This window comes from Actinoalloteichus caeruleus (genome assembly GCF_049311605.1).
GTDB lineage: Bacteria > Actinomycetota > Actinomycetes > Mycobacteriales > Pseudonocardiaceae > Actinoalloteichus_B > Actinoalloteichus_B caeruleus.
In genome coordinates this window covers 3,040,360-3,064,793 of sequence record NZ_CP186005.1, presented here as the reverse complement: position 1 = coordinate 3,064,793, position 24,434 = coordinate 3,040,360, and the positions used below count along the sequence as shown (strand labels likewise).

15 protein-coding genes are annotated in these 24,434 nt (G+C 70.0%); 3 read left to right on the top strand and 12 right to left on the bottom strand.

Going from position 1 to position 24,434, the window contains the following annotated elements; translation table 11 throughout:
* Positions 1 to 7 precede the first annotated feature (7 nt).
* The 7 genes from ACOJVX_RS12450 to carB form a co-directional block, all read right to left on the bottom strand.
* A complete protein-coding gene (locus ACOJVX_RS12450; protein WP_418153352.1) occupies positions 8 to 808 on the bottom strand; it encodes an alpha/beta fold hydrolase in 801 nt (266 codons plus the stop codon).
* The gene (locus tag ACOJVX_RS12445; protein WP_418153351.1) at positions 801 to 3,968 is read right to left on the bottom strand and encodes a non-ribosomal peptide synthetase; all 3,168 of its coding nucleotides are present in this window, start codon (positions 3,966 to 3,968) and stop codon (positions 801 to 803) included. Before ACOJVX_RS12445 ends, ACOJVX_RS12450 begins: the two co-directional genes overlap by 8 nt.
* Positions 3,969 to 4,113: 145 nt before the next feature.
* Positions 4,114 to 5,682, bottom strand: a complete 1,569-nt coding sequence (locus ACOJVX_RS12440) for a carbamoyltransferase C-terminal domain-containing protein (protein ID WP_422647550.1) — start codon at positions 5,680 to 5,682, stop codon at positions 4,114 to 4,116.
* Between the two features lie 63 nt (positions 5,683 to 5,745).
* Positions 5,746 to 7,407, bottom strand: coding sequence for an FAD/NAD(P)-binding protein (locus tag ACOJVX_RS12435; RefSeq protein ID WP_418153349.1), 1,662 nt, complete (start codon positions 7,405 to 7,407; stop codon positions 5,746 to 5,748).
* A 5-nt stretch (positions 7,408 to 7,412) separates the two neighbouring features.
* Positions 7,413 to 8,417 (bottom strand): 2,3-diaminopropionate biosynthesis protein SbnB, encoded by a 1,005-nt coding sequence (gene sbnB, locus ACOJVX_RS12430; RefSeq protein WP_026417961.1) that lies wholly within the window; start codon positions 8,415 to 8,417, stop codon positions 7,413 to 7,415.
* Positions 8,404 to 9,399, bottom strand: a complete 996-nt coding sequence (sbnA, locus tag ACOJVX_RS12425) for a 2,3-diaminopropionate biosynthesis protein SbnA (RefSeq protein ID WP_026417960.1) — start codon at positions 9,397 to 9,399, stop codon at positions 8,404 to 8,406. The genes sbnB and sbnA overlap by 14 nt, the downstream gene beginning before the upstream one ends.
* Before the next feature lie 73 nt (positions 9,400 to 9,472).
* Positions 9,473 to 12,883 carry a carbamoyl-phosphate synthase large subunit gene (gene carB / locus ACOJVX_RS12420; RefSeq protein ID WP_422647549.1) on the bottom strand — a complete coding sequence of 1,137 codons (3,411 nt, stop codon included), beginning with the start codon at positions 12,881 to 12,883 and terminating at the stop codon, positions 9,473 to 9,475.
* Between the two features lie 1,130 nt (positions 12,884 to 14,013).
* On the opposite strand from carB, the gene ACOJVX_RS12415 reads away from it, so the two are divergent.
* The gene (locus ACOJVX_RS12415; RefSeq protein WP_026417959.1) at positions 14,014 to 15,165 is read left to right on the top strand and encodes a cystathionine gamma-synthase; all 1,152 of its coding nucleotides are present in this window, start codon (positions 14,014 to 14,016) and stop codon (positions 15,163 to 15,165) included.
* Positions 15,166 to 15,985: 820 nt separating this feature from the next.
* Complete coding sequence (locus tag ACOJVX_RS12410) at positions 15,986 to 16,744, top strand: Atu4866 domain-containing protein (protein WP_026417958.1); 759 nt, start codon at positions 15,986 to 15,988, stop codon at positions 16,742 to 16,744.
* A 156-nt stretch (positions 16,745 to 16,900) separates the two neighbouring features.
* Here the strand turns inward: ACOJVX_RS12410 and ACOJVX_RS12405 are convergent, their stop codons facing one another.
* Complete coding sequence (locus ACOJVX_RS12405; RefSeq protein ID WP_026417957.1) at positions 16,901 to 17,491, bottom strand: PadR family transcriptional regulator; 591 nt, start codon at positions 17,489 to 17,491, stop codon at positions 16,901 to 16,903.
* Positions 17,492 to 17,584: 93 nt separating this feature from the next.
* Between ACOJVX_RS12405 and ACOJVX_RS12400 the strand changes: the two genes are divergently transcribed.
* Positions 17,585 to 18,724, top strand: a complete 1,140-nt coding sequence (locus ACOJVX_RS12400; protein ID WP_418153346.1) for a serine hydrolase domain-containing protein — start codon at positions 17,585 to 17,587, stop codon at positions 18,722 to 18,724.
* Between the two features lie 652 nt (positions 18,725 to 19,376).
* Here ACOJVX_RS12400 and ACOJVX_RS12395 read toward each other — a convergent pair.
* The 4 genes from ACOJVX_RS12395 to ACOJVX_RS12380 form a co-directional block, all read right to left on the bottom strand.
* Positions 19,377 to 20,366, bottom strand: a complete 990-nt coding sequence (locus ACOJVX_RS12395; RefSeq protein WP_026417955.1) for a class I SAM-dependent methyltransferase — start codon at positions 20,364 to 20,366, stop codon at positions 19,377 to 19,379.
* A gap of 558 nt (positions 20,367 to 20,924) precedes the next feature.
* Positions 20,925 to 22,322 (bottom strand): CBS domain-containing protein, encoded by a 1,398-nt coding sequence (locus tag ACOJVX_RS12390; protein WP_418153345.1) that lies wholly within the window; start codon positions 22,320 to 22,322, stop codon positions 20,925 to 20,927.
* 7 nt (positions 22,323 to 22,329) lie between these two features.
* The gene (locus ACOJVX_RS12385) at positions 22,330 to 23,082 is read right to left on the bottom strand and encodes a hypothetical protein (RefSeq protein ID WP_030104943.1); all 753 of its coding nucleotides are present in this window, start codon (positions 23,080 to 23,082) and stop codon (positions 22,330 to 22,332) included.
* A complete protein-coding gene (locus ACOJVX_RS12380; protein ID WP_026417952.1) occupies positions 23,079 to 24,017 on the bottom strand; it encodes a ParA family protein in 939 nt (312 codons plus the stop codon). Before ACOJVX_RS12380 ends, ACOJVX_RS12385 begins: the two co-directional genes overlap by 4 nt.
* Positions 24,018 to 24,434 lie beyond the last annotated feature (417 nt).

Genomic DNA, 24,434 nt, shown 5'->3' with positions numbered 1-24,434 from the left:
TGGTCTCCTAGTGGCCGAGGTGCTCGCGGACCAGCCGGCTCAGCTCCAGAAGGCTGTCACCGGTCCAGATCGAGTGGTGGGTGCTGTGGGGGACGGTGTGCTCGACGAGGTCCGGCAGGAACCGCTGCCACCGCATGTCCTGGGCGGGGGAGGCCTCGGCCAGGACATGCACGGCCGGGCCGGGATGGCTGCCGGTGACCTCGATCGAGTAGAAGGCCTTCAGGTGGGCGCGGAACACCGCGTACTGCTCGCCGAGCAGGTGTGAGTCGAACTCCTCTGGCAGCACACCGGCCCGTTCGACCTCCTCGAACACCGCGCCGGGTGCGACGTCGGGGGCCCAGGCGGCGGCCAGCTCGTCCAGCCCGGCGGGTGACTCGCCGGAGGTCCCCGCCATGTCCCGGACGAAGCGGACGAGGATGTCCCGTTCCGGTGGCAGGTCCATGACCCTCGGCAGGCCCGCGTCGACCAGCACCAACAGGTCCACGACGTCCCCGGCTTGGGTGAGCCGTTTGGCCATCTCGAAGGCCACCAGGCCGCCGAGCGACCAGCCCAGCAGCAGGTACGTCCCGTCGGGATGGGCCGCGCGCAGGATGTCGGTGTACTCGTCGGCGAGGGCGGTCAGTGACCCCACCGGGGTCCGGTCGTTGTCGAAACCGGGGGCCTCGAATCCGTGCACGGGCCGGTCGTCGCCGAGCAGCCGGGCGAGCCCGGCATAGGCGTAGGCCGAGCCCGACACCGCGTGCACGCAGAACACCGGGGGCAGGTGGCCCCCGGTGCGCAGTGGCACGAGCCGTTCCAGGTCAGGCATTCGCCTTGGCCTCCACCAGCTCGTCGACGGTCCGGGAGATCGCGCCGACGGTGGCGTTGCCGTACAGCAGCCGCACGGTGAGGCGGATCCCGAAGGTCCTGTTGATCCGGCTCACCAGGCGCAGGGCCTGCAACGAGTTGCCGCCGACGTCGAAGATGCTGTCGTTGACGCCGATCCGTTCGACACCCAGTACCTCGGTGAAGTGCTTCGCCACGGCGATCTCGGTGGTGGTGCGCGGTTCGGTCAGTTCCCGGTCGCCGTCCTCGTCGACCGGGTCCGGCAGCGCGTTGCGGTTGATCTTCCACCCGTCGTTGTTCATCGGGAACCGGTCGAGGGTGACCCACGCCGTGGGCACCATGTAGTCCGGCAGCGACTCGGCGAGGTGGTCGCGCAGCGCCTCCACCGGCGGCGGTTCGCCGACCGACGTGACGTAGCCGACCAGGCGGTTCTCCCCGCGCGGATCGGGCCGCATGAGGACCACGGCCCGCAGGACGCCGGGATGGCTCTGCAGCGCGGTCTCGATCTCGCCCAGCTCGACGCGCAGCCCGCGCAGCTTCACCTGGTTGTCGATGCGGCCGAGGAACTCGATCTGACCTCGCTCGCTCCACCGCACCAGGTCACCGCTGCGGTAGACCGTGCTACCGGCGTCGAACGGGTCGACGATGAACTTCTCCGCCGTCATCTCCGGCTGGTTGAGGTAGCCGAGGGAGAGACCGCCCTCGGCGCCGCCGATGAGCAGTTCCCCGTTCACCCCCTTGGGCACGAGGTTGTCGAACCGGTCGACGACGTAGACCTGCCGGTTCAGTTGGGGACGGCCGATGGGTGGTGGTGTGGTCCACTCGATCTGTTCGACGAGGTAGTCGGTCTGACCGATGGCGCACTCGGTGGGGCCGTAGAGGTTGAGGTAGGTGCGGCCGGGCAGGTTCCACTTGTTGACCAGCTCGGGTGGGAGCACCTCCGCTCCGCCCATGACGTACCTGAGGTCCGGGTACGGTCCGGGTTCCATCACCGACTGCATGGCGGGGGGCAGACCGGCGTAGGTGACCTTCTGTTCCCGCAGCAGCGCCGTCAGCGCCTCCGGTGACTGGGCGTCGTCCGGGGAGACGGCGACGATGCGGGCGCCGACGAGGAACGCCGTCCAGATCTCGCCCTGGGACATGTCGAAGTTGAGGGCGGGGAGTTGCAGCAGCCGGTCGTGGGGGCCGAGGTCGAACCTGCGCCGGTAGGCCTCGCAGAAGAACGACACCGCCCGGTGGGCGATCATCACGCCCTTGGGGGTTCCGGTGGATCCGGAGGTGTAGAGGACGTAGGCCAGTGATTCGCGGGTGGTCCACTCCTCCAGCGGTTCGTCGGTCGGGTGCCGTTCGATGGTGTCCCAGTCGGTGTCGATCAGGACCCGCGCCCAGCCGTTGGCCTCGGGCAGTCGGTCGGTGAGGGTGGAGCGGGTGATCACGACCGGTGCGCCGGTGTCGCGGATCATGAAGTCGAGGCGGTTGGCCGGCACCTTCGGGTCCATCATCGCGAAGGCGCCGCCTGCCTTGAGGACGCCGAGCATGGCGACGTAGGCGTCGAGGTCGCGGTCGATGACGACGGCGACCACCTGGCCGTGGGTGAGGCCCAGCGCGCGCAGGTGGCGGGCGAGCAGGTCCGCCCGGCGGTCGAGTTCGCCGTAGGTCAGCTCGGTGCCCCGGCACACGACGGCGACCGCCTCCGGGGTGGCCCTGGCGACCTCGGTGAAGGCGACGTGCAGCGGTAGCTCGGAGTACTCGGCCTCCTCGCCGCGACCGAGTTCGAGGAGCTCGGCCCGTTCCTCGGGGGTCACCACGGGCAGTTGGGACAGCCTCAGCGTCGAGTCGGAGGCCGCCGCGGTCACGACGGTGCCGATGTGGTCGAGCAACGCCTCCACCCGCCACTGGTCGAACAGGTCGGTGGAGTACTCCACGACCGCGCGCAGCGCGTCGTCGGACTCCACGAAGTCGATCGCCATGTCGAACCGGGAGCCGGTGGAGGCGAGGGAGATCGGCTCGGCCCGGATCCCGGGGAGGTCGAGGGCGCCGCCGGAGTTGGCGTCGCCGAGCAGTTGCAGGGAGATCTGGAACAGCGGGTTGCGGACGGGCACCCGGATCGGCTGCACCCGGTCCACCACCAGGTGGAAGGGCACCTCCTGGTGCTCGTAGAGGTCGAAGTTGTCCTCCAGGGTGCGCCGGAGCAGCTCGGCGAAGGTCGGGTCGCCCGACACGTCGGAGCGCAGTACCACCATGTTGACGAACAGGCCCACGACGGACTCGGCTTCGGGGTCGACGCGGCCGAGCATGGGCACGCCCACGGGGATGTCCTCCTGGCCGGTGTAGCGGCTGAGGACCACGTTCAGCGCGGACACCAACACCATGTACAGCGAGACGCCGTGTTCCCTGGCCAGTGCGCGGGCGGCGGTGAGCAGCCCACCGGGCAGGTTCCTGGTGATCGAGTGGGCCCGCCGGGTGGGCGTGGGCGGGCGTGGCCGGTCGGTCGGGAACTCCAGGGTGGGCAGGTCCCGGAGCTTGTCCGCCCAGAAGGTGAGCTCCGCGTCGAGGGTGTGGCCGCGCATGTGTTCCCGCTGGGCCCGGGCGGACTCGGTGTACCGCGATCCCGGCTGGTCGAACTGGGGCTCCCGTCCCTGGCTGTGGGCCCGGTAGGCGATCGCGAGTTCGGCGTTGACGATCCCGGATGACCAGCCGTCGGTGATGATGTGGTGCAGGTTCTGGAGGAGCACGTGGTCGTCCTCGGCGAAGGCGAGGACCCGGTAGCGGTGGAGCGGCCCGTTCTCCAGGTCGAACGGCGTGGTGGACAGTTCCTCCAACGCGGCCTGGATGGCCCGGTCACGCCCGTCGTCGTCGAGTCCGGCGAGTGCCTCGACCTCCAGGTCCACGTCGGAGGGTGGGCTGACGACCTGGTACGGCGTGCCCTCCGAGGAGCGGATGGTGATCCGCAGGGCTTCGTGCCGCCTGACCACGGTGTTCAGGCACTGGTGGAGCACCGTGACGTCCAGCGGTCCCCGTAACCGGGCCGCGAGCAGGATGTTGTAGGTCGTCAGGCCCGGGGTGAGCTGGTCGAGGAACCACAGTTGTTCCTGGCCGAAGGACAACGGTGCCTGGGTGACGGCATGCGTGGACGTGGTCATGTCGGGTGCTTCTCCCCTTGCGAAGTTCCAGACGGCGTGGGCCGTGTCGCGTCCCGGTTCCGGACACGACACGGCGGGCAGTCGCTCGCCGAATGGCTATGATCCTGCCGGAAATCACCGTCGTTACGAGGTCCGTTCGGGCTATTCAGAATTTGCGTGGAGTCACGAACGAGTCGTTGATGACGTAGCCGTCCAGTCCGTGTTTCTCGCCGTAGGCGATCAGATCGCTCGTGCGGTTGATGAATCCGCGACCGTTGTTGTTCAGCGACGTGTTGCACAGGACGCTGAATCCGGTGATGTCGCGGAACGCCTCCAGCAGGTCGACGATGCGACCGTTCCGTTCCCGGGTGACCGTCTGGGTGCGGGCGCTGCCGTCGACGTGGGTGACGGCCCTGAGCTGGTCGCTGGTGACGCGGTTGAAGTAGAGCATGTACGGGTCGACGACCGAGCCCTCGAACCATCTGCGCGCGTCGGCCTCCAGCGCGATGGGGGCGATGGGACGGTACCCCTCCCGGCGTTTGATGGAGTTCAGTCGTGTCGTCGTCTCCTCGGTGAACGGGGCCGCCAGGATCGACCGGTTGCCCAGGGCACGGGGGCCCATCTCGTAGCGGCCTCGGGCCCAGCCGATGATGTTCCCTCGTTCGAGGTAGCGGGCGACCTCGGCGGGAACCAGCGGCCGCACCTCGTAGGTCGTCGGGTCCGGCTGGATGTCCTCGACGAACTCCTCGCCCGCGTAGACCGACCACTCGATGGTCGCCTCACCGGTGTAGTACCACTGGGCGTCGATGCCGGTGCCCAGCGCGGAGCCGCTGTCGTTGGGGCACGGCGGCACGAACACGGACTCGAACAGCCCGCTCTCCCTCCACTGGGCGTTCCAGTCGCAGTTGAGACCGCAGCCTCCGGAGATCAGCAGCGGCAGCCCTTCCTTCATGTGTTCGGAGGCGTAGTCGTGGAACATGTCGAAGATGGCCTGCGAGTGCTTCGCGGCGATGTTCCGGTACGCCTGCGACTGGACGCCGACGTTGTGGATGTGTGACCAGGACATCTCGTCCTTCGACAGGTTCAGGATGATCTGTTCCTGCCGCAGGATGAAGTCGATGGTCTCCTTCTCCTCCTGGGTTGTCGGGCCCTTCTCGGCGAAACCGGTCAGGGCCATCTGCTTGCCGGCGTCGTTGTAGCGGAACAGTCCGGTGCCCGAGGGGAATCCGGGGTCCGCGAGGGCGAACAGGTAGGCGTACTTGTTGCCCGGGTCGGCGAGCACGTGCTTGAGGTGGGTGGCGTTGCCCTTCTCGTCGATGCGGTAGAAGTCACCGATGTTGCCTTCCCAGACCAGCGAGTAGTACGCCTGCCCGGTGGCGCGGGGTGCCATGCCGAGCGAGGTGTAGATGTGGGAGCGCTCGTGGGTGGAGGAGAAGTAGCGGACCTTCTTGCCGAAGAAGGTGCCCTCCTCGTCGGAGGTGGACCGGTCGCCGACACCGAAGTACCCGGTCCGGGAGGGCGGCTCCACGGAGTGGAAGCCCTTGACCCAGCCGCCGAGGGCCACGATGTCGGGAGCCCGGTGGAGCATCCCGGCCGCGCGGGCGATGACCTCACCGGTCAACCGGTCGTAGCGCGGGTAGTTGTCCTTCTCGGCCTCCAACGCGAACAGCAGCCTGCCGTCCTCGATGGCCGTGATGCCACCGTCGTGGCCTTCTTTGAGCGAGAGAATCAGCATGGTTCCGTCGTCACCTTCTGGGTCGTCGCGGACGTGAGTGCTCGGCGGCCAGCCCGCTGGGGGTCACGGCCGGCGGAGGAGAGGGGAAGGCACCGGCACGGCGGGAGCAAGCGTGGGGCCGAGGACACGGTCGAGGTCGGTGAGGGCCCGGGACCACGTGCCCGGCGAGGGCACGTAGTGGTTGTAGTAGCTGGCGCCTTCCGCGGGCGGTCCGAACACGGCGATCGGCACCGGGGCGCCCCCCTCGCGGGGGATCGCGTACCCGTCACGATCCAGGGTCAGTCGGTGGGACCGGCCGTCGTCCACCGCGATCCAGCTCCGCAGCGACGACCCCACCGGGTCCCGGGCATCGTCGGGCGAGGGCCAGGTGAGGTTGGCCCGCACGACGGCGTCGACCTCGATGCGCCGCGGCTGGCCCAGCCGGGTCGACGTCAGCGCCCACCGGTCCCCCACCGGTTCCAGCGCGGGTCCCGGCCCGGGGCCCAGGGTGAGGACACCGGCGGCGACCAGCGCCAGTAGTTCGTGCACGCGTTCCTTCTGGGGGCCGATGACCGCGCGGTTGACCAACGGCACGTACTCGTGCGCGAAGTACCGGTGTGACTCCTCGGTCAGTCCTGGCGGGTCGACGGCCGCCCGCAGGCTCTCCCGGTGGTCGCGGAGTACCTCCAACGCGTCCTTGACGGCGCTCACGCCGAGTCCGCGTTCGGCTTCGACCAGGTCGGCCCTGGCGGCAGCCAACGTCGCGTCGCGGTACTCCTCGTAGGTCCTCCAGGTGACCGGTTCGAGCGAGAGCGCCTGGTCGACGACGGCGATCTCCCCGGCCGTCGGCTTGCCCATCCGGCTGATCGCCTCGCGGCGGATCAGGGGTTCCACGTGGCGGCGGAAGTCCAGCAGACCGCCGGGCGCGTGGTGGCGCAGGGCCGCGATCGCGGCGGGCGTGAAATACCGGGCGGGTGCCGCGACGCGGTCCTGGCTTGTCCGGGGCCGGGCGCGGGGCAGGGACCGTGCCCGGTTGGTGAGCACGATCCGGGGTTCACGCCCCGAGGGGATGTAGCCGTGGTCGTCGAAGGCGCCGCCCCGGCCGACGGTGAGCGCGGCGATCACGTCCATCGCCGTCAGCCCGGACCCCAGTAGCGCGACGGTGGTGCCCTCGACGATGCCGTCGGTCCGCGCCGGCAGGGGGTAGGGCGTCTCGACGAAGGCGCCGAGGGGCGGCGGTTCGGTGTCGGCGAGGCCGTGGCCGGTGGTCACGACGGCGAGGTCCACCGCGTGGGCGGTGCCGTCGGCCAAGGTGACGACCGCACCGGTGGTGGCCGGCCGCACATGTCGGGCGGCCGTCGGGAGGTGCCGCACGGTCAGCCGGGGCGGTACCCGGGCCAGGAGATCCCGCGCCGCCCACTGGAGGTATTCCCCGAGCAGCCGGCGTGGGAGGAAGTCGTCGAACTCCACCGGTCCGTGGTGCTCGTGGCACCACTGGTAGAGGCTCGGCCCCGGGGTGACGGGCGCGCCCGGTGCCATGTGCCCGTCGGAGAAGATGGTGAGTTGGGCGACGATGGTGTTCAGCAGCAGGTAGTCGGGCTGCCTGATGTCGTGAACGCCCACACCCAGTTCGTTCGGCTCGATGAGCAGCAGCTCGATCGGCGGGCCGGGGAGACTGGTGTGGCTGATGACCCGTTCCAGCACCGACAGTCCGCGCGGGCCGACTCCGATGACGGCTACACGCACGGTGGTCACCACCTCCGCGTCTCGCCGAAGAAGTCGGGCACCTCGAGCGCCGAGCGCTGTTCACGGGCGGTCAGGAGCACGTGCTGCCCGACGGCGAGATCCAGGACTCCCAGGCCGAAGGGGGACACCAGCACTCCCCGCCCCGGGTCGGGCAGGGCCCGGCCACGCAGCAGGTCGGCGATGGTCCCCGTGACGAAGTCGCGGTGACCCACCTGCTGTTCGGCCAGGTGCGGGGAGGTGTTGGCCTTCATGCAGTGCTCGATGTCATCGAGGTAGTTCTGGGCACCCAGGACCACCGAGGGGGCGAAGTCGCGCAGCGAGATGTTCAGCGCCACCTGTCCCGCCTCCAAGGGCCGCGAGAGGTGCGGAGTCGCCGCCGTCGTCGCGGTGACCACGGTCTGCGCCGTCAGGGCCTCGGATGGCGAGGCGACCCGCGCGGCCACCAGCCCCAGCTCGGCCTCGGCCCACCGCACCAGGTGGTCCGCCGAGTCCGCGTGCGGATCGAACACGCGCAGCCGGTCCATCCGGTAGCCGACAGCAGCCAGGTAGCGCAGGACCGCCCTGGCGATCACGCCGGCTCCGAAGACCGCGACCTCACCGTTGCCCGGCAGGGACACGGCCAGCGCGCGTGCCGCGACCGCGGCGGAGGCAGCGGTCCGGGCCGCGCTGATCGAGGCGGCTTCCAGCAGCGCCGTCGGGTACCCGGTCTCGTAGTCGTTGAGCACCAACACCGCCGAGGCCCTCGGCACGTCACGTCGTACGTTCGAGGGGAAGCTGGCGATCCACTTGATGCCGGCGACGGGTGCCGCTGGCAGGTCGGCGAACGCCGGCAGCGCGATGATCCGCGCGTCGGGTTTGTCGGGGAACCGCAGGAAGTAGCTGTCCGGGTTGATGGTGTGCCCGTCGGCGTGCCGCAGGTAGGCGTCCTCGACCAGTTCGACCACCCTGAGCACCGAGGAGTCCAGGATGTCCTTGGCCAGTGCCCCGGGAACGACCTCAAACGAGAACATCGCGTTGTCCCTCCTCAAGCGGCCGTTCGGGTGCCAACGCCCGTCCCAGGCCGTGTTCGACCACCCAGTCGTCGTCGTAGACGGAGTCCAGGTAGCGCTCGCCGAGGTCGGGGGCGATCGCGACGACGGTCTCGTCGGGGGCGATGTCGGCGGCCTGGCCGCGGATGGCCGCGAGAACCGTGCCGGTCGAGCCGCCCGCGAGCAGGCCGGTGGTGCGGGCCAGCCAGCGGCACTCCCGCACGGTGTCGTCCTCGCGCACCAGCACCACCTCGTCCGGGGCGTCCGGTGCCAGCAGCTCGGGTCTCCTGCTGGCGCCCAGTCCCGGGATGTGCCGGGCTTGGGGCTTCGAACCGAAGTTGACCGATCCCACCGAGTCGACGGCCACGATCCGGGTACGCGGGCTGTGGGTGCGGAAGTAGTCGGTGATGCCCATGAGCGTCCCGCCGGTTCCGACCCCGACGTAGAGCCTGTCGACCTGGTGGAACTCGTCGAGCACGGCGGGAGCCGTGCTCTGCTCGTGGGCGAGCGGGTTGTTGGGGTTGGCGTACTGGTTCACCCAGAACAGGCCCGGTTCCTCCCGCAGCCGGTTCCTGATGTAGGAAATTCGACTTCCGAGGAAGCCGCCGTTGTCGTCGCGTTCCCGGATCACGACCACCTCGGCGCCCAGTGCCCGCATGATGGCGACCGCCGAGGCGTTGGCGTTCGGGTCCGTGACGCAGGTGAGGCGGTATCCCTTCGCGGCGCAGATCACCGCGAGCGCCACCCCGAGGTTCCCGGAGGTGGACTCGATGATCCGCACCCGCGCCATGTCGATACCGGACAGTTCGACGCCGGTCAGGATGCTGCGCGCGGTCTTCAGTTTGATCGAACCGGCCGCGTTCAGCCCCTCCAGTTTCAGGTACAGGCGGTTGAGGTCGCTCAGTCCGGTCACGCGTAAGAAAACGTCGTCCCGCACCAAGTCGTAGACACGATCCGTGATCAACGCGATCCTCCAATGCGGGTTCACGTCGGGTTGTCGGGCGAAACGGGGAAGTCCTGCCGTGCCCCGTACTCGGCTAGGTGCTCGGCACCGGGGACGACCACTGGTCCTGCCGTTCGAGCGTCGCGAGTTCGTACTCCAGCCGCCCCTCCGCTCCGCCGGGGGCGGCGGCCGGCAGGTCGTGGCCGGGTTGGCTGGTGGTGCGCATCCGCTGCAACGGGGTGATCGTGAAGTCGGACGCCGCCGTCGCCGTCAGCGCGGCGGCGAGGGCCAGCAGGCCGGGAAGGGTCGTCACCAGGGCCGTCGAGAACTGGCTGGCGGTTGACCTCGCCACGAGCGCCGACGGAGTCCGGTCCAGCGCGACCACCAGCCCGACCTCCTCCGCCAGCAGTCGCACCAGCTCGTCCTCGCCGCGCTGGGCCGGGAACGTCCGGACGGGAACGCCGCGGGATGCCAACAACTCCGCCGTCGCCGGTTCGGCCACCAGCTCGACCCCGTGCCCTCGCACGGCGCACAGGGCAGGAGCCGCCACCACCGCCTGCCGTGCGCTCAACGAGACGTAGGCCAGACCCGACAACGGCAGGGTCATGCCGGCGGCCAGTTGCGCCTTGGCGAACGCGAGACCGAAGGACACGTCGATGCCCATGACCTCGCCGGTGGACTTCATCTCGGGCCCGAGCAGCGCGTCCACTCCCCTGCCCGCCGCTGTCCGGAAGCGGTGGAACGGGAGCACGGCTTCCTTGACTGCGACGGTGCCGTGCGGCGACGGTGTCGCACCGTCGCCCTCGGCGGGCAGGACACCCTCCGCGCGCAGCGCGCTGATGCTCGCGCCGAGCATGACCCGCGCGGCTGCCTTGGCCAGGGGGACGGCGGTCGCCTTCGCCACGAACGGCACCGTGCGCGAGGCTCGCGGGTTGGCCTCCAGCACGTGGAGCACGTCGTCCCTGAGGGCGTACTGGACGTTGAGCAGTCCTCGGACGCCGAGGCCCTCGGCGATGGCCCTGGTGAAGCGCCGCACGGTGTCGAGGTGGGTGCGGTCCAGGGTGATCGGGGGCAGCGCGCAGGCCGAGTCCCCGGAGTGCACACCGGCCTCCTCGACGTGCTCCATGACTCCGCCGACGAAGATCTCCGCACCGTCGAACAGGGCGTCGACGTCGATCTCGACCGCACCGTCCAGGAACCGGTCGACCAGTACCGGGTGTTCCGGGCTGATCTCGGTGGCGCGGTCGACGTAGGCGGCCAGGGTCCGCTCGTCGTGGACGATCTCCATGCCCCGCCCGCCGAGCACGTACGAGGGACGCACCAGCACCGGGTAGCCGATCTCCTCGGCGATCGCTCTCGCCCGGGTGAAGGACGTGGCCGTGCCGTGCTGGGGTGCGGGCAGGCCGGCCTCGGAGAGGAGCTGCCCGAACGCGCCCCGATCCTCGGCGAGGTGGATGGCATGGGGTGGGGTGCCCACCACGGGCACGCCGGCGTCGGCGAGCCGCTGTGCCAGGCCCAGCGGTGTCTGCCCGCCGAGCTGCACGATCACGCCGGCGACGGTGCCGGACCGTTGCTCGGCGTGGCACACCTCGAGCACGTCCTCGAAGGTGAGCGGCTCGAAGTACAGGCGGTCGGAGGTGTCGTAGTCGGTCGACACGGTCTCCGGGTTGCAGTTGATCATCACCGTCTCGTACCCACCTGGAGGGTGGGGGGCCGCGCGGAGCGCCGTCGCCGCGTGCACGCACGAGTAGTCGAACTCGATGCCCTGCCCGATCCGGTTCGGCCCCGACCCCAGGATCAGTACCTTCGGCCGGTCGCGCTGCTCGGTGACCTCGCATTCCGCGTCGGGGTCGAGTTCGTACGCGGAGTAGTGGTACGGGGTCCTGGCGGCGAACTCGGCGGCGCAGGTGTCGACGGTCTTGAACACCGGCCGCACTCCGAGGTGGTGCCGCAGCGCGCGTACCTGGTCCTCGTCGGTGGGTTCGGGACGCAGTGCCGCGATCTGGCGGTCGGACAGGCCGGCTCGTTTCGCGGTGCGCAGCAGGCGCTCGTCCAGCACCTCGGTGTCGCTGATCCGTCGGCGGAGGTCGGCCAGCCAGGCGATCTGCTCGACGAACCACGGGTCGATGCCCGAGGCCTCCCGCACCTGCTCGATGGTGGCTCCCAGGCGAAGCGCCTGGTCCACGGTGTACAACCGCCCGTCGTGTCCGGTGCGCAACGCCTCCAACGCGGCTCGGGCTGCGGCGTCGCGGTCGCGGGAGGGAGGGTCGGGGACGGTGCCGAAGCCGGCGGCCCTGGTCTCCATCGAGCGCAGTGCCTTGCCGAGCGCCTCGATGAAGCTGCGGCCGATGGCCATCGCCTCACCGACCGACTTCATGGTCGTGGTCAGTGCGCGGTTCGCCTCCGGGAACTTCTCGAACGCGAACCGGGGGACCTTCACCACGACGTAGTCCAGTGCCGGCTCGAAACTGGCCGGGGTCTCGCCGGTCATGTCGTTGCGGATCTCGTCGAGGGTGTAGCCGATGGCGAGTTTCGCGGCGATCTTGGCGATCGGGAAGCCGGTCGCCTTCGATGCCAGCGCGGAGGATCGGGAGACGCGCGGGTTCATCTCGATCACGACCATCCGTCCGGTGTCCGGGTTGACCGCGAACTGGATGTTGCAGCCGCCGGTGGCGACGCCGACCTCGCGGATCACCGCGAGGCCCACGTCGCGCATGTGCTGGTACTCCCGGTCGGTGAGCGTCATGGCGGGCGCGACGGTGACCGAATCGCCGGTGTGCACCCCCATCGGGTCGATGTTCTCGATGGAGCACACGACGACCACGTTGTCCTCGCGGTCGCGCATCAGCTCCAGCTCGTACTCCTTCCAGCCGAGCACGCTCTCCTCGATCAGCACCTCGCTGACCGGGGACTCCGCGAGTCCGGCCGCGGCCAACCGCTCCAGCTCCTCGGGGACGTGCGCCAGGCCCGACCCGAGGCCGCCCATCGTGAAGGACGGCCGGATCACCGCTGGCAGGCCGAGTTCGGCGACGGTGGCCCTGACCTCCTCCATGGAGCGGCACACGGCGCTTCGCGGTACCTGGGCGCCGAGGCCGCGCACCAGGTCCTTGAAGATCTGCCGGTCCTCGCCACGCTTGATGGCGTCGATGTCCGCGCCGATCAGTTCGACGTCGTACCGCTCCAGCACACCCCGCTCGTGCAACGCGATGGCGGTGTTCAGCGCGGTCTGCCCGCCCAGGGTGGCCAGGATCGCGTCCGGCCGTTCAACGGCGATGACCCGCTCCACGAACTCGGGCGTGATCGGTTCGACGTAGGTGGCGTCGGCGAACTCGGGGTCGGTCATGATCGTGGCGGGGTTGGAGTTGACCAGGCTGACCCGCAGGCCCTCCTCCCGCAGCACCCGGCACGCCTGGGTACCGGAGTAGTCGAACTCGCAGGCCTGGCCGATGACGATCGGCCCCGACCCGATCACCAGCACGTGGGTGAGGTCGTCCCGCTTCGGCATCAGTGGCCCTCGCTCGTCGCCAGCCCACCGTCGGCATTCGGTGTCGGGGTGCCGCGTTCGCCGGAGGGCGGGCCGGCACCGGCCGGGAGGAATCGCCACCGCGAGCTCGTTCGGGGAACGGCCAAGGGAAACGTCCGGACGACCGGCCGCCCGCGGCGACGGGGAAGGACGCTGGCGGGAACGGCCCCCTCGGTGGTGGCGCGGGTCGGGGCGAACGGCGGCCTGCGCGACTCGCCGACTCCGCCTCCGTGGACGCGTGCCGCGACTCGCGCACGGGGGTGGCGAGTGCGCCGACGAACGGGAGCAGCGGCGATAACCGCCGTCCCCCGCATCCCGGCACCTCGTCCTGATCGGGGATGGGGCACCGAGGGGAGGTCATCCGGGCCGGGGCTGGGAGCACCTGGCTCACCGTCCCGCCCCGGGGTGCCTCGTGGTCGGCCCCCCGACCGGGATTCCCCGTCGACCCCCTCGGGGACGGGCGCCGCCTCACCCGGACTCGAACCTCCGTGGTGGGATTCGTCGCGTGATGGCAGTCCCTGCCCGATCACCGGTTCCGAATTCATTTGTGATCCCCCATGTTGATTCGCGCGTCCCCCGAACGCGCGGTTTCGTTCCCGACGGCCACCCCCGCTCACCGCAGGCGAAGCACAGCGCGGTGACCGCACGGGTCAACATCTGTCCGAGCGCGGTCCCGATGCGGGCTGGCCATCGAGCCGGCTCAGATTATCAATTTCCGAAAGCCTGACAAGTCGGCATTCGGCCCAACGGTGGACCACATTCCCGCATTTTCCGGGAACGAACCCCCACGAATATGGGTTGCTGATTCACGGGCATCGCGCGAATACAGGTTCGTCGGTATTTTTCCGAGGTCGTCGACGATGGTCCGGACGGCGGAACCCATCGCCCGCCGACCTGCGACGGCGGCGACCGGCTGGTCGGCATCCGCCGCCAGGGAAACGACCCTTCCCCCACCCGCGCCCACGCACACCCTGCGGCCCGTTCCGCGAAATCCTCCATTCTCCCACTCGGGCGGCGCCGGCTGGGGCGAATACGCCGCACGAACCGGAACCGGTGGCGGGTAGCGGCATCACCCGAAAGGCGACAACCCCGACCAGCGATACCCTGTTGTCATGACGGAAACTGACGAGTACGGTTTCGCGACCAGGGCGATCCACGCCGGCCAGGACCCCGACCCCCGGACGGGTTCGGTAATCGTGCCGATCCACGCGACGTCCACCTACGCCCAGGACGGCGTAGGGGGCCTGCGCGGCGGTTACGAGTACAGCCGTACCGGGAATCCGACGCGTTCGGCGCTGGAGGAATGCCTTGCGGCGTTGGAGGGCGCCCGGCACGGACGGGCCTTCGCGTCCGGAATGGCGGCGACGGACACCGCGCTGCGCACGATCCTCCGACCTGGCGACCACGTGGTCATCCCCAACGACGCCTACGGGGGCACGTTCCGCCTGATGGACAAGGTGCTCGCGCGGTGGGGCGTCGAGTACACCCCGGTACCACTGGCGGACGTGGACGCCGTGCGTGCCGCCGTGCGGCCGACGACGCGGCTGCTCTGGGTGGAGACACCGACCAACCCACTGCTGCACGTCGCCGACATCGCGCTGCTGGCCGAAGTGGCGCATGGGGCGGACGCGCGACTGCTGGTGGACAACACCTTCGCCTCGCCGTACCTGCAGAGCCCGCTGCGTCAGGGCGCGGACGTGGTGCTGCACTCCACTACCAAGTACATCGGGGGTCACTCGGACGTGGTCGGCGGTGCGCTGGTCACCTCCGACGACGAGCTGGACGCCGGCTTCGGCTTCCTCCAGAACGCCGCCGGCGGGGTCCCCGGGCCGTTCGACGCGTGGCTGACCTTGCGGGGGATCAAGACACTCGAAGTACGGATGGAGAAGCACTCCGACAACACCGAGAGGGTGACCGAGGCCTTGCTGCGCCACCCGAAGGTGACGCACGTGTACTACCCGGGGCTGCCCGAGCATCCCGGCCACGAGATCGCGACCAAGCAGATGCGTCGCTACGGCGGCATGGTGTCGTTCACCGTCGAGGGCGGTGAGGAGGCCGCGCTGCGGGTGTGCTCCCGCACCCGGTTGTTCACCCTCGCTGAGTCCCTGGGGGGCGTCGAGTCCCTCATCGAGCACCCCGGCCGGATGACGCACCTCAGCACGGCTGGTTCGCCGCTCCAGGTTCCGGCGGATCTGGTGCGCATCTCGGTGGGTATCGAGTCGGCGGACGATCTGATCGCCGATCTCCTGGCCGCATTGAGCTGATGGGCGACACCGGTCGGGAATGACCGCACCCCGGTGCCCCGCGCGTTGGCGTGCGCGGCGGGTGCGGTCCAGGCCGACCGGTGGGGGCGTGCCGGCGATGTTCCCGGTCGGGGCCAGGTGGGGTTCACCCTCGGCGAGCACCAGAGCCGGCCGGTGGCGCGGCGCGCGATCGTTCGCCGGTCGGTCATGCCCCGACGGTGGCCGCGTCCCCCGAGGTCGGGTTCGACCGGGACGGGGCGCGGCCAGGGAGGTGCCTTCCCCGCAGCCTCCTGGCCAACCCCTGGTTGCTCCCGTCACCCGGCTGGGCGCGGCCGGGTCCTCCCCCGACGTGCGTTCGTCGCGGGGTCGTTCCTGCCCTTGACGCGTACGTCGAAAGGGTACGAGCCGCGGTGGTCACGTTCATCCGGTGACGCGTTCGTCGTGTCCTGTCCAGGACCTCCTCCTCAGCGAGGTGACGGCCCGAGCACTTCGGCTCGGCGAGTTCCTCGGAGCCGCCCTGTCGGCGGGTCAGTGGAGCGTGGGGGCTGGCAAGTGGGGAATGTCCTCGACGTGAGCGTGGTTGGGGGTGATGGGTCACGGGTGATTGATTTCATTCATGACTGAAGCCATAGTGAATGACGGATTGATGGCCGTCGTGGTCACGCCCCGTGCGCACGCACGTCGGGTGGAGGGAGCGGGGACGTGGCGCCGACCTCGCCACCGCGCCCCGGGCACCTCGCCCCGCTCGGAACCCGTCGTACCCGCGTCCCTGCCTGGTCCTCCTACCCCCAGGGGCCGCGTGCCCTACCGGGCCCGTCGCCGCGGTAGCAGGGTCGTCGTCATGACCTCCACACCGAACACCTGGACCGCGGCCGACCTCGACGCGGTGCTCACGGGCACGGGACGACCCGTCCTCATCACCGACGCCACGATCCTCACCTCCGACCCGGTGATCGGCACCCTCACCCGGGCCGACCTGCTCGTCGGCGGTGATCTCGTCGTCGGCGTGGGCCCCGGCATCGTTCGCGCCGCCGACGACGACGGCGCCATCGTCATCCAGGCCACCGGCACCACCCTCGTCCCGAGCGTGCTCGACACGACCGCCCCGATCGGGCTCGTGGACCGCGCCGCACTGGTTGGCGCGCTGGTCCCCGGCGGGGCCGCCGACTTCGCCGTGCTCGACGACGCCGACGCACCGGACCTCGCCTCGGCCGCCCGGACCCTGCTGGCGGCACCGGAACGCACCCGAGCGGTGTTCCGGCGGGGCGTGCCGGTCGCGTGGGACGGCCACCGGATCGGTCCCGGGGGCGACGACGCCGGGTCGGGTCTCGCCGAGGCGCCGGTCGACCCGGCCAGGGTGGGTGTCTGGATCGACACCGAGGACTTCCTCCACCAGGAGTTGACCGCCGAGGGCCGTTACGACGAGACGCGAGGTGGTCGGACGCACGCGTTCGAGGGGCGGTACTGGGTTCGGGGCGACCGGATCGACTACCTCGACGACCTCGGGTTCTGGGCGTTCGGTGAGTTCGACGGCGACACGCTCCACCACGCGGGTTACACGCTGCGTCGGAAGCCGGCGGAGGGCGGGACCGACCGGTGACGCGTCAGGCCGACCCCGTCCTCGCCGTCATCGCCAGGAGGGTTGGCGGTAGCTCGCTGGGGAACGTTCTGGCGGTGGGCAGCGGTGCCCGGAACGGTTCCTCGACCGGACCGCGACGGCTCGCCCTCGCGGGCGGCGGTGCCGGCGGGGCCCGATCTAGGGTCGGGCCTGGTCGCGGCGCCCATGCTCGCGCGAAGTCCGGGCTTGGTCGGGTGGTGTGCCGTCCAGGCGCTCGGCGTGGTCGCGGAACCAGTCCAGCATGAACTGGAGCGAGGCGATGCCGTAGGCGAGGGTGGCGCGCTGGCTGGCCGCGACCTCGGTGAGTCCTTCCGGGACTTTCACCGTGTCGAGCTGTTCGTCGAGTCGTGAGAACTTCGCCAGATCATGTTCGACGCGCGCCTCGATGCGGCGGAGGACGGCCACCCGTTCCGAGGGCTCGACGAGGCCGAGGAAGTAGAGCCGGGACAGCGCGGCGCTCTCCAGATCCCGTCCGGCCAGCTCCCCCGTCATCCACGCGCGGAACTCCCGCCGACCGGCTTCGGTCACCTGGTACGTCTTCTTGCCCCGGCCCCCGGTCTGGGTGCTGGCCACCTCGACGAGCTCCCGGGTGAGCAAGCCGTCAAGCGCGCGTTTGATGCTGCCGGAGCTGGCGCTGTAGAAGAGCGTCACGCTGGCCTCGAACGCCCTGACGAGGGCGTAGAAGCTCTGCGGGGCGATCAGCAACAGCCCGAGGATGACGTGTGCCATGGCGGGCAGTCTAGCCGTTTGACTCTCTTAGACATGTCTACTAGACATGTCTAAGAGACACGTCCGTGTCAGGGCAAACCAGAGGAGTTCGCCGTGCCATCCCCACTCGCGACGCGATCCGCCCCCGACAACTCGGTCACCGCTGAGGTCGCGGCGCGGTTGACACGGCTGGTGCGGACTCTCGTCGCGCGCCGCCGGGTACACCACGTCAGCGCCGCGGTCGAGTCCGGCGACGGGAAGCTCCGCTGGTCGGGCGCCTGCGCTCCCGCCAGCGACGAGCCCGTACCGCGTCGTGACAGCCCGTTCTTCGCCGCGAGCATCACCAAACGGTTCGTCATCGCGCTCGTGCTCCAGGCGCACGAGCGCGGCGAACTGGAACTGTCCGCGCCGATCACCAACTACCTGCCCGTGGAGACCACCGCCGGACTCCACGTGTTCCGGGGGACGGAGCGGACACCGGAGATCACCGTTCGCCACCTGGCGAGCCACACGTCCGGGCTCCCCGACCACTTCGGGAAGCGGCGCTCGGGCCCCGGCCTGGCTGAGCACCTCCGCGCCGGTCGGGACCAGGCGTGGACGTTCGAGGACATGCTGCGGGTCGTCCGGGAGCAGCAGCGCCCGCGTTTCGCGCCACAGGACCTGTCGGCCCCCCGGCAGAAGGCCCGCTACTCCGACACCGGCTTCCAACTGCTGATCCGCATCCTGGAGGCGGTGACCGGGCGGCCGTTCGCCGATCTCCTCGCGGACCGGATCACCACCCCGCTCCGCCTCACCCGCACGTGGCTCCCCGGCCACCCCCGGCTGGACACGCACACGGGACCGCCGCTACCGCTCCACTCCGGTCGACGCCGCGTCGAAGTCCCCTCGCTGATCGAGTCCAGCAACGACCTGATCAGCACCAACCGCGATCTCCTCACCTTCCAGCGGGCCCTGCTGGCCGGCGAGGTCCTCGACCACGCCCGGTCCGTGGACCTCCTGACCGAGCGGCGGAACCGGCTCCGCGACATCCCGGTCCTCCGGTACGGGCTCGGCACCATGGTCTACACGGTGGGGCGGCTGATGACCGCGGGGAGACCGCCCCTCACGCTCGTGGGCCACTCGGGAGCCACGGGGACCTGGTTGTTCCACTGCCCGGAACTCGACCTCCACCTGGCCGGCACCGTCGACCAGGTCTCCGGACAGGCCCTCCCCTTCCAGCTCATGGCACGGATGCTGCACGCCTGGCGAGGATGACCGGCGCACTGGCAGCGGAGGAACGCCTCACCCTTCGACCGGTTCGCCGGAACGGGCACCTCTGTCCCACGCGGGCACACCGTCCGAGGGATGCTCGGCCAGCCCCCGCCGAGCCTGGAGCCAAGGGACGGACCTCGACACGACATGCCCCGCGGCCGCACCGGGTGCTCCCCCATCTCCCGGACTGGGGCCGTGGCGGACCAGGTCCCCCACCACGTACGGCCGCGCCCCAGTCCTCGTTGCCGAGCACACCGCCCGCCACGGGACCTCGCGGCAGCCACACCCGCGCCCAACCGCGAAGGCATCAGGTGCGCCGGCTTCCTCGACCGCTGCCACGTCCGTGCCGAACCCGCTCGCGGGGCCGGGTCGCGTACGCCGCTCCGGGTGCCGTCGAGGTCGGTGGACGTCGGCGCCGGGCGTCCCTCCAGGTGACGACACACCCTGCCCGGTACTCGCCCGCTCCTCGGCCGGGAGTGGGCAGGGCAGGCTCCTGGTTCCCGAGGAGGCGGCTTCAAGCGTGCCTCCCCGGGCCGGCGCGGAAGTCCACCAACACGGGCAGAGATCAGCCGGGCTGACCACCCGTCGCCCGCTGCTCGCGACCAACCACGAACCCGGTCGATCGCGCCGGGATGGCCAGGCCGAAGACGAGCGGTCAGGTCGTCGGTGCCGGCCGGGCGAGCACCACGGTGAAGCGTGCGTGATCGACATCCACGAAGCGGATATCCGTGTACCCGGCGTCGGCGCACACGCGCCGGTAGTCGCTCTCGCCGTGCGCATCACCGGCCGTGGTAGCGACGAGCATCTGGACGCCGAACGCGGCACCGACCGGGCCGTGGTCACGAAGCCAGGACGCAATGGCCACCTGGCCGTCGGGAGCGAGCACGTCACGCAGTCGGTTGAGGAGATCCCGGACCTGGTCGAGTGGGAAGAGGTTCGTGAGGTTGCCGCACAGGACCAGGTCGAAGGGCCCTGGGGCCAGGTCGGTGACGGCGTCGGCGGCGACGAGTTCGACACCGGCGGCGGCGGAGCGTCCGTCCGCCCTCGCCAACTCGATGACCCCGGGCAGATCCTGCATCGTGGTGATGCAACCGCGCCGGGCGAACTCCCGGGCGTAGGCGCCGTGCCCACCACCGAGGTCCAACACGTGGGCGCTGTCCCGATCACCGGTCCGTGGCCGCCACCCGTCCAGGCAGGTGTCCACGACAGCGCTGACGAAAGGACGACCGGCTGATTCCAGCAGGGCGAGCCCGGTCGCCGGATCCATCGGCGGCGGGGTGTCCGGCGCCGTCGCCTTCCGGTCGCGGACCCGTCGGGGCACGAGCGCGGCCCAGCGTCGGATCCACGAGCCATGCTGGGCCAGTGCCGCGCGCTCGTGCGGCTGTGGCCGGTTAGGCCCCAGGGAGAAGACGTCGTGTTCGTCGACGGTGGCGTAGTGCCATCCGGCGAGGACGAACAGGACCGCCCGGACGGCGTCGGGGTCCAGGTCCCGAGCGTCGGCGATGTCCGCTGCCGTCGCGGGCAGTTCGTCGAGGATGCCGGTGGTGTGCGCCGTCTCGTAGCAGACGGCGAGCCGCCAGTCGATGAGCGCGTCGGGCGCGGCGAGCGCGGTGAGGTGCTGTGTCGAGGGTGGCTCGTTCGTCATTCCGGGTCCGTCCTTCCTCGTAGGGGCCTCCGGGTGTCCCTGGCGGTCGCGGTGTCCTCGTTCCGGCGCTGCTTCGTGTCCGCTCCCGACTCGGAGCTGGTACCGGCGCCCGTCCTCCTGTCCCGACCTGGGCACATCCGCCCCACCGCGTCGGGACAGGAACCCCGTGAGCGGCCGGGGTCGTACCAGGAGAGCGGTGCTCCTGTTCCCACCAGCGGGGACGCCCTGGCTCCCAGCGACTGGCCACAGGGCTGCCTCGGCCCCGATCGCCGAACCTGGAGGGCTGCCCGAAGCCGGCCCCTGGGGCGCCCCCTCCCCCAGAAGCGAGCACGGACTCCTACCGGCGGTCCGATCAGGTCGTCACCTCGGATGGTCGGAGGCGTTCGCACGGCAGGGGAACGCGCGTGGCGCCACCGCTGGCCGCTCCGGGCCGACGCCCCGTCACCGACGAGGCGGCCCCTCCTGGTGACGAAGGCTTGGCTTGCACCCGGACGACGGTTGACCCGCACCACCCCGTGCTCCTCGACCATCGCCGGATGGGCGCCACGGAACCCTGGACTAGGTCGGTCCCCGGTAGTCGCGCAACAGGCGGTTGAACATCCGCAGCTTGTCCACGGCGTCCTCGGGTATCGGGTCCGGGTGGAAGTGCATGATCTTGTTCCTGATGGCCCGGATCTCGTTCAACCGCGCGATGAAGGTGGCCCGGTCCAACGGCCAGCCCAACCTCCGCCACATCGCGTCGTGCTCCAGAACCCGCTGGTAGTCGCCGATGGTGAGTCGTTCGAAGCTCGTGGTCGGCCGGCCGCAGATCGAGCGGACCGTGTCGATGTCGAAGTTGCGCCGCAGGACCCAGCGCAGCGTTTGGTCCAGTTCGCCCAGCTGGAAGAACGGGGTGGCCATTTCGCCGTAACGATGGGCCACGTCCGCCGTGGTGACGATCCCCTTGATCGCCTTCGTCTCGTCCAGGACGAACACGAAGTCGCGCTTCTGCAGTACGGGGAGGATCTCGAAGAGGTCGCGGTCGTAGGAGACGACCTCCACCTGTGGGTCGATCGCGTCGGCGACGCTGGCGTCGGGCTTGCGTTGCAGGGCGCGTGCGATCGAACGCCACGTCACGGCTCCGCGCAGGTTTCGGGTGCCGTTCAGTACGGCCAACTGGGAGTAGTCGTTGAGGGTCATCTTCGTAATCGCCTCGACCAGCGCGCCGTCGGGCTTGACGAACTCCACGCCGGCCAGCGGCGACAGGTTGCCCACCGTGAGGCGGACGTTCAGGTCGTCGTCCCCCTCGTCCTCGTCGACGATCCGGATGTCGTCGCCCCCGGCGCCCTCCGCCGTGAGGCTCCCCTCCGCGCCGTCGGGTGGAACGGTCAGCGCGACCACAGTGTCGAGCGTCACCGCGCGGAAGCTCGGCGAGGTCACCAACCCGTGGTTGGCCAGGTCCGCTTCAATCTGGCTCACCTGGTCGCCCCGGTCCTCGGCTCCCCAGTACGTCAGGAGTTCACGGACGGTGACGCGTTCCGGTTCGCGCGCCTCGGCGCGCTGACGGGCCTGTCGCAGGCGCTCGTGGACGCTCGGCCGCGCGGTGTCCCGGTGGGGTCGGTCGCCTTCGCTGATCGCCTGGTCGAGCAGCTCCTGGCGTACCGCGTCCAGCAGTCGGTCCTGGTCGACGACCAACCACACCCGCCAGCCGTCGACCGCTCGCATCCCCGCTGCCACCATGGCCGCCCTGGACGGCGACCGGAACTCCTCGCCGTCGCTGTCCAGGCGGATGCGGCCCTGCTCGGTGATCGTCGCCTGGTGGATCTCCCCGATCCGGTTCCGGGTGAACCGGAGTTTCGCACCGGCCTGGACCAGACCCGCCTCCACCAGGTCCGCGACCGTGACGCGGCGCCCGTCGATGAGGTACCTGGCCCGGCCGCCGGCGCCGCCACGTCCCAGTTCCACCTGAGCGGTCACTGGAGCCTCACCACTTCCTCAGTCCGGCGAACTTGCGGCGGGCACCGATCGCCTGCTTGAGCACCCTTCGCCTGAGTTCGGTCCTGGACAGGCGGTCCATTCGGGTGAGCCTCAATTCGGCGGCGACAGCCAGCAGTCCCTCCCGGTCCAGTCCCTGGGCGTCGAGATAGGCGGCTCCGTCCTCCTCCGTCTCGGTCCGGCGAAGCCGCGTCGCGATGGCCGCCGCGTCGACCTCGACCACCGGGGCCCCTCCGGTCGACGACGGGGTCGACGACCGGGGTGCGGCGGGAGCGTGGTGCTGTCCGGTCCGGGTAGCGGTGGGTTCGTCGCCGGGGGGTGTGCCCGGGTGCGCCGTGTCCGTGTCGTCCCGCTCCGGGCCACCGCTGGCGAGGAGGGTGACGAGCGCGGCACGCGTGAGCCCGCTGTAACGGGTCAGGCCGCGCAGTTTGGCCACCGCGCGGAGTTGCTTCACGGTGAGCCGCAGCGTGTCCAGGTAGGCCCGCCGATCGTTCTCCGAGGTCAAGGCGGAAAGGGTCGACGTCACCTGCCTCGGGTCGTCGGGTGACAGGACGTCGCCCTCCGGAGGGCTGGTAGTGGGAGCTCCTCCGCGCTGTGCCGCGTCATCACGGATTCCCTCGACGTTGGTGGTGGTGAGCCGGATCGCGCCGTCGATGAGGGCGTCGAGCGTCGCCTCGTCCTGGTTCTCCAGGAATTCGTTCCACCGGGCGTTCAGGGCGATGAGTCTCCGCAGCTCGGTCACGACTCACCAGCCGGGGACAACGCGAGCGCGCCGAACACCTCGTCGGCCAGGGCGGCGAACTCCTTGACCACGTCGTCCTCGTCCCTCGCGCCCAGCATCGCTGGAATTCCGCTCTCCCCCGCTCCACTGAAGTGACGAGGACTGTTCCGGATCTTGCTCTTCAACACCGACACCTGGGAGTTGACTTCCACTTCCTCGACATAGGTCTGCTGGGCCCCGATTACCTGTTGCGAGTAGATCTGGACCATGGTGAACACCACTCCCAGGATCGCCGGGTCGATCGGGCGATGCGCGTCCAGCCCTCGGTGGTTGACGAATTCGTTGAACTGGTCCACGAGCATGGCGCAGTTGCCGACGAGGTAGTCGAGCCCCAATGTCGACAGGTAGTCCGCTTTCGCGGGCACGAGGATGTGCTGGCTCGCGACGATGGCTGTCTTGGTGACGAGGCCGAAGTTCGGTGCGCAGTCGATGAGGACGAGGTCGTACTGGTCGAAGTGGTCGTCCTCGAGCGCGCGCCGCAGGCAGCCGTGCAGGTCGAGGAACTTCCGCTGAGCCCCGCCCAGGGTGGTGTTCCCGCCGAGGAGGGCGGCGAGCTGGAGATCGATGTCGATGAGCCCGAGGTGCGACGAGATCACGTCGAGGCGGCCGGTACCGCGCAACGCCCTGTTGACCCGTTCCGGGGTGAGCGTGAGATCCGACAGGGAGATGTCCCGCCCCGGCATGTCACCCTCGTACCACTGCTTGATCGTGCACGAATCCTTGATCGCGTCCTGCCACTCGTCGATCGAGAAGAACGAGAAGGTCAGGTTGGTCTGCGGATCAAGGTCGATGAGCAGCACCCGCATTCCCCGCCTCGCGGCGATCGCACCAAGATTGGCGGTCAGGGTCGTCTTCCCCACGCCACCCTTGTAGTTCATCACAGCCACGGTCCGCATCAGTTCCGCATGCTCCTCACGCTCGTCGGTACGGGGAACACTGTTCGAGATCGCAAGGCGATCTGGCTCGGTGACTTTTCCAGAGCCCTACTCCGAGGACAACCAACCAATCAACCTGATCGGCCGAAAGGACGCCAGCCGATCGTCCGTTCGGCCGTCGTCGGACTCTGGTCCGCGCACTGCGGACAACCCCTGCCCGCATCGTTGGCGGATTCTAGTCAATCCGATTCGGTTCGACGCGGCCGGCACCGAACCGGTCGCCGCGCTGACCAGGTCACGGGATATCTCACCGCGTTGTCGTCGTCCCGAGAACTCCTCGGCCCTGGCCCCGGGAACCGCGTCGCCGTCGTTCACCGCTCATTTCGCCGAGGTGGTTGTCCCGCCAACGAGGCGGGCGGGCACTGGCCCTTCCCTCAG

What these genes read in the sequence shown, in the direction of transcription:
- ACOJVX_RS12450 (WP_418153352.1), bottom strand. Translation starts at nt 808, where the DNA reads ATGCCTGACCTGGAACGGCTCGTGCCACTGCGCACCGGGGGCCACCTG.
- ACOJVX_RS12445 (WP_418153351.1), bottom strand. Translation starts at nt 3,968, where the DNA reads ATGACCACGTCCACGCATGCCGTCACCCAGGCACCGTTGTCCTTCGGC.
- ACOJVX_RS12440 (WP_422647550.1), bottom strand. Translation starts at nt 5,682, where the DNA reads ATGCTGATTCTCTCGCTCAAAGAAGGCCACGACGGTGGCATCACGGCC.
- sbnB (WP_026417961.1), bottom strand. Translation starts at nt 8,417, where the DNA reads ATGTTCTCGTTTGAGGTCGTTCCCGGGGCACTGGCCAAGGACATCCTG.
- carB (WP_422647549.1), bottom strand. Translation starts at nt 12,883, where the DNA reads ATGCCGAAGCGGGACGACCTCACCCACGTGCTGGTGATCGGGTCGGGG.
- ACOJVX_RS12415 (WP_026417959.1), top strand. Translation starts at nt 14,014, where the DNA reads ATGACGGAAACTGACGAGTACGGTTTCGCGACCAGGGCGATCCACGCC.
- ACOJVX_RS12410 (WP_026417958.1), top strand. Translation starts at nt 15,986, where the DNA reads ATGACCTCCACACCGAACACCTGGACCGCGGCCGACCTCGACGCGGTG.
- ACOJVX_RS12405 (WP_026417957.1), bottom strand. Translation starts at nt 17,491, where the DNA reads ATGGCACACGTCATCCTCGGGCTGTTGCTGATCGCCCCGCAGAGCTTC.
- ACOJVX_RS12395 (WP_026417955.1), bottom strand. Translation starts at nt 20,366, where the DNA reads ATGACGAACGAGCCACCCTCGACACAGCACCTCACCGCGCTCGCCGCG.
- ACOJVX_RS12380 (WP_026417952.1), bottom strand. Translation starts at nt 24,017, where the DNA reads ATGCGGACCGTGGCTGTGATGAACTACAAGGGTGGCGTGGGGAAGACG.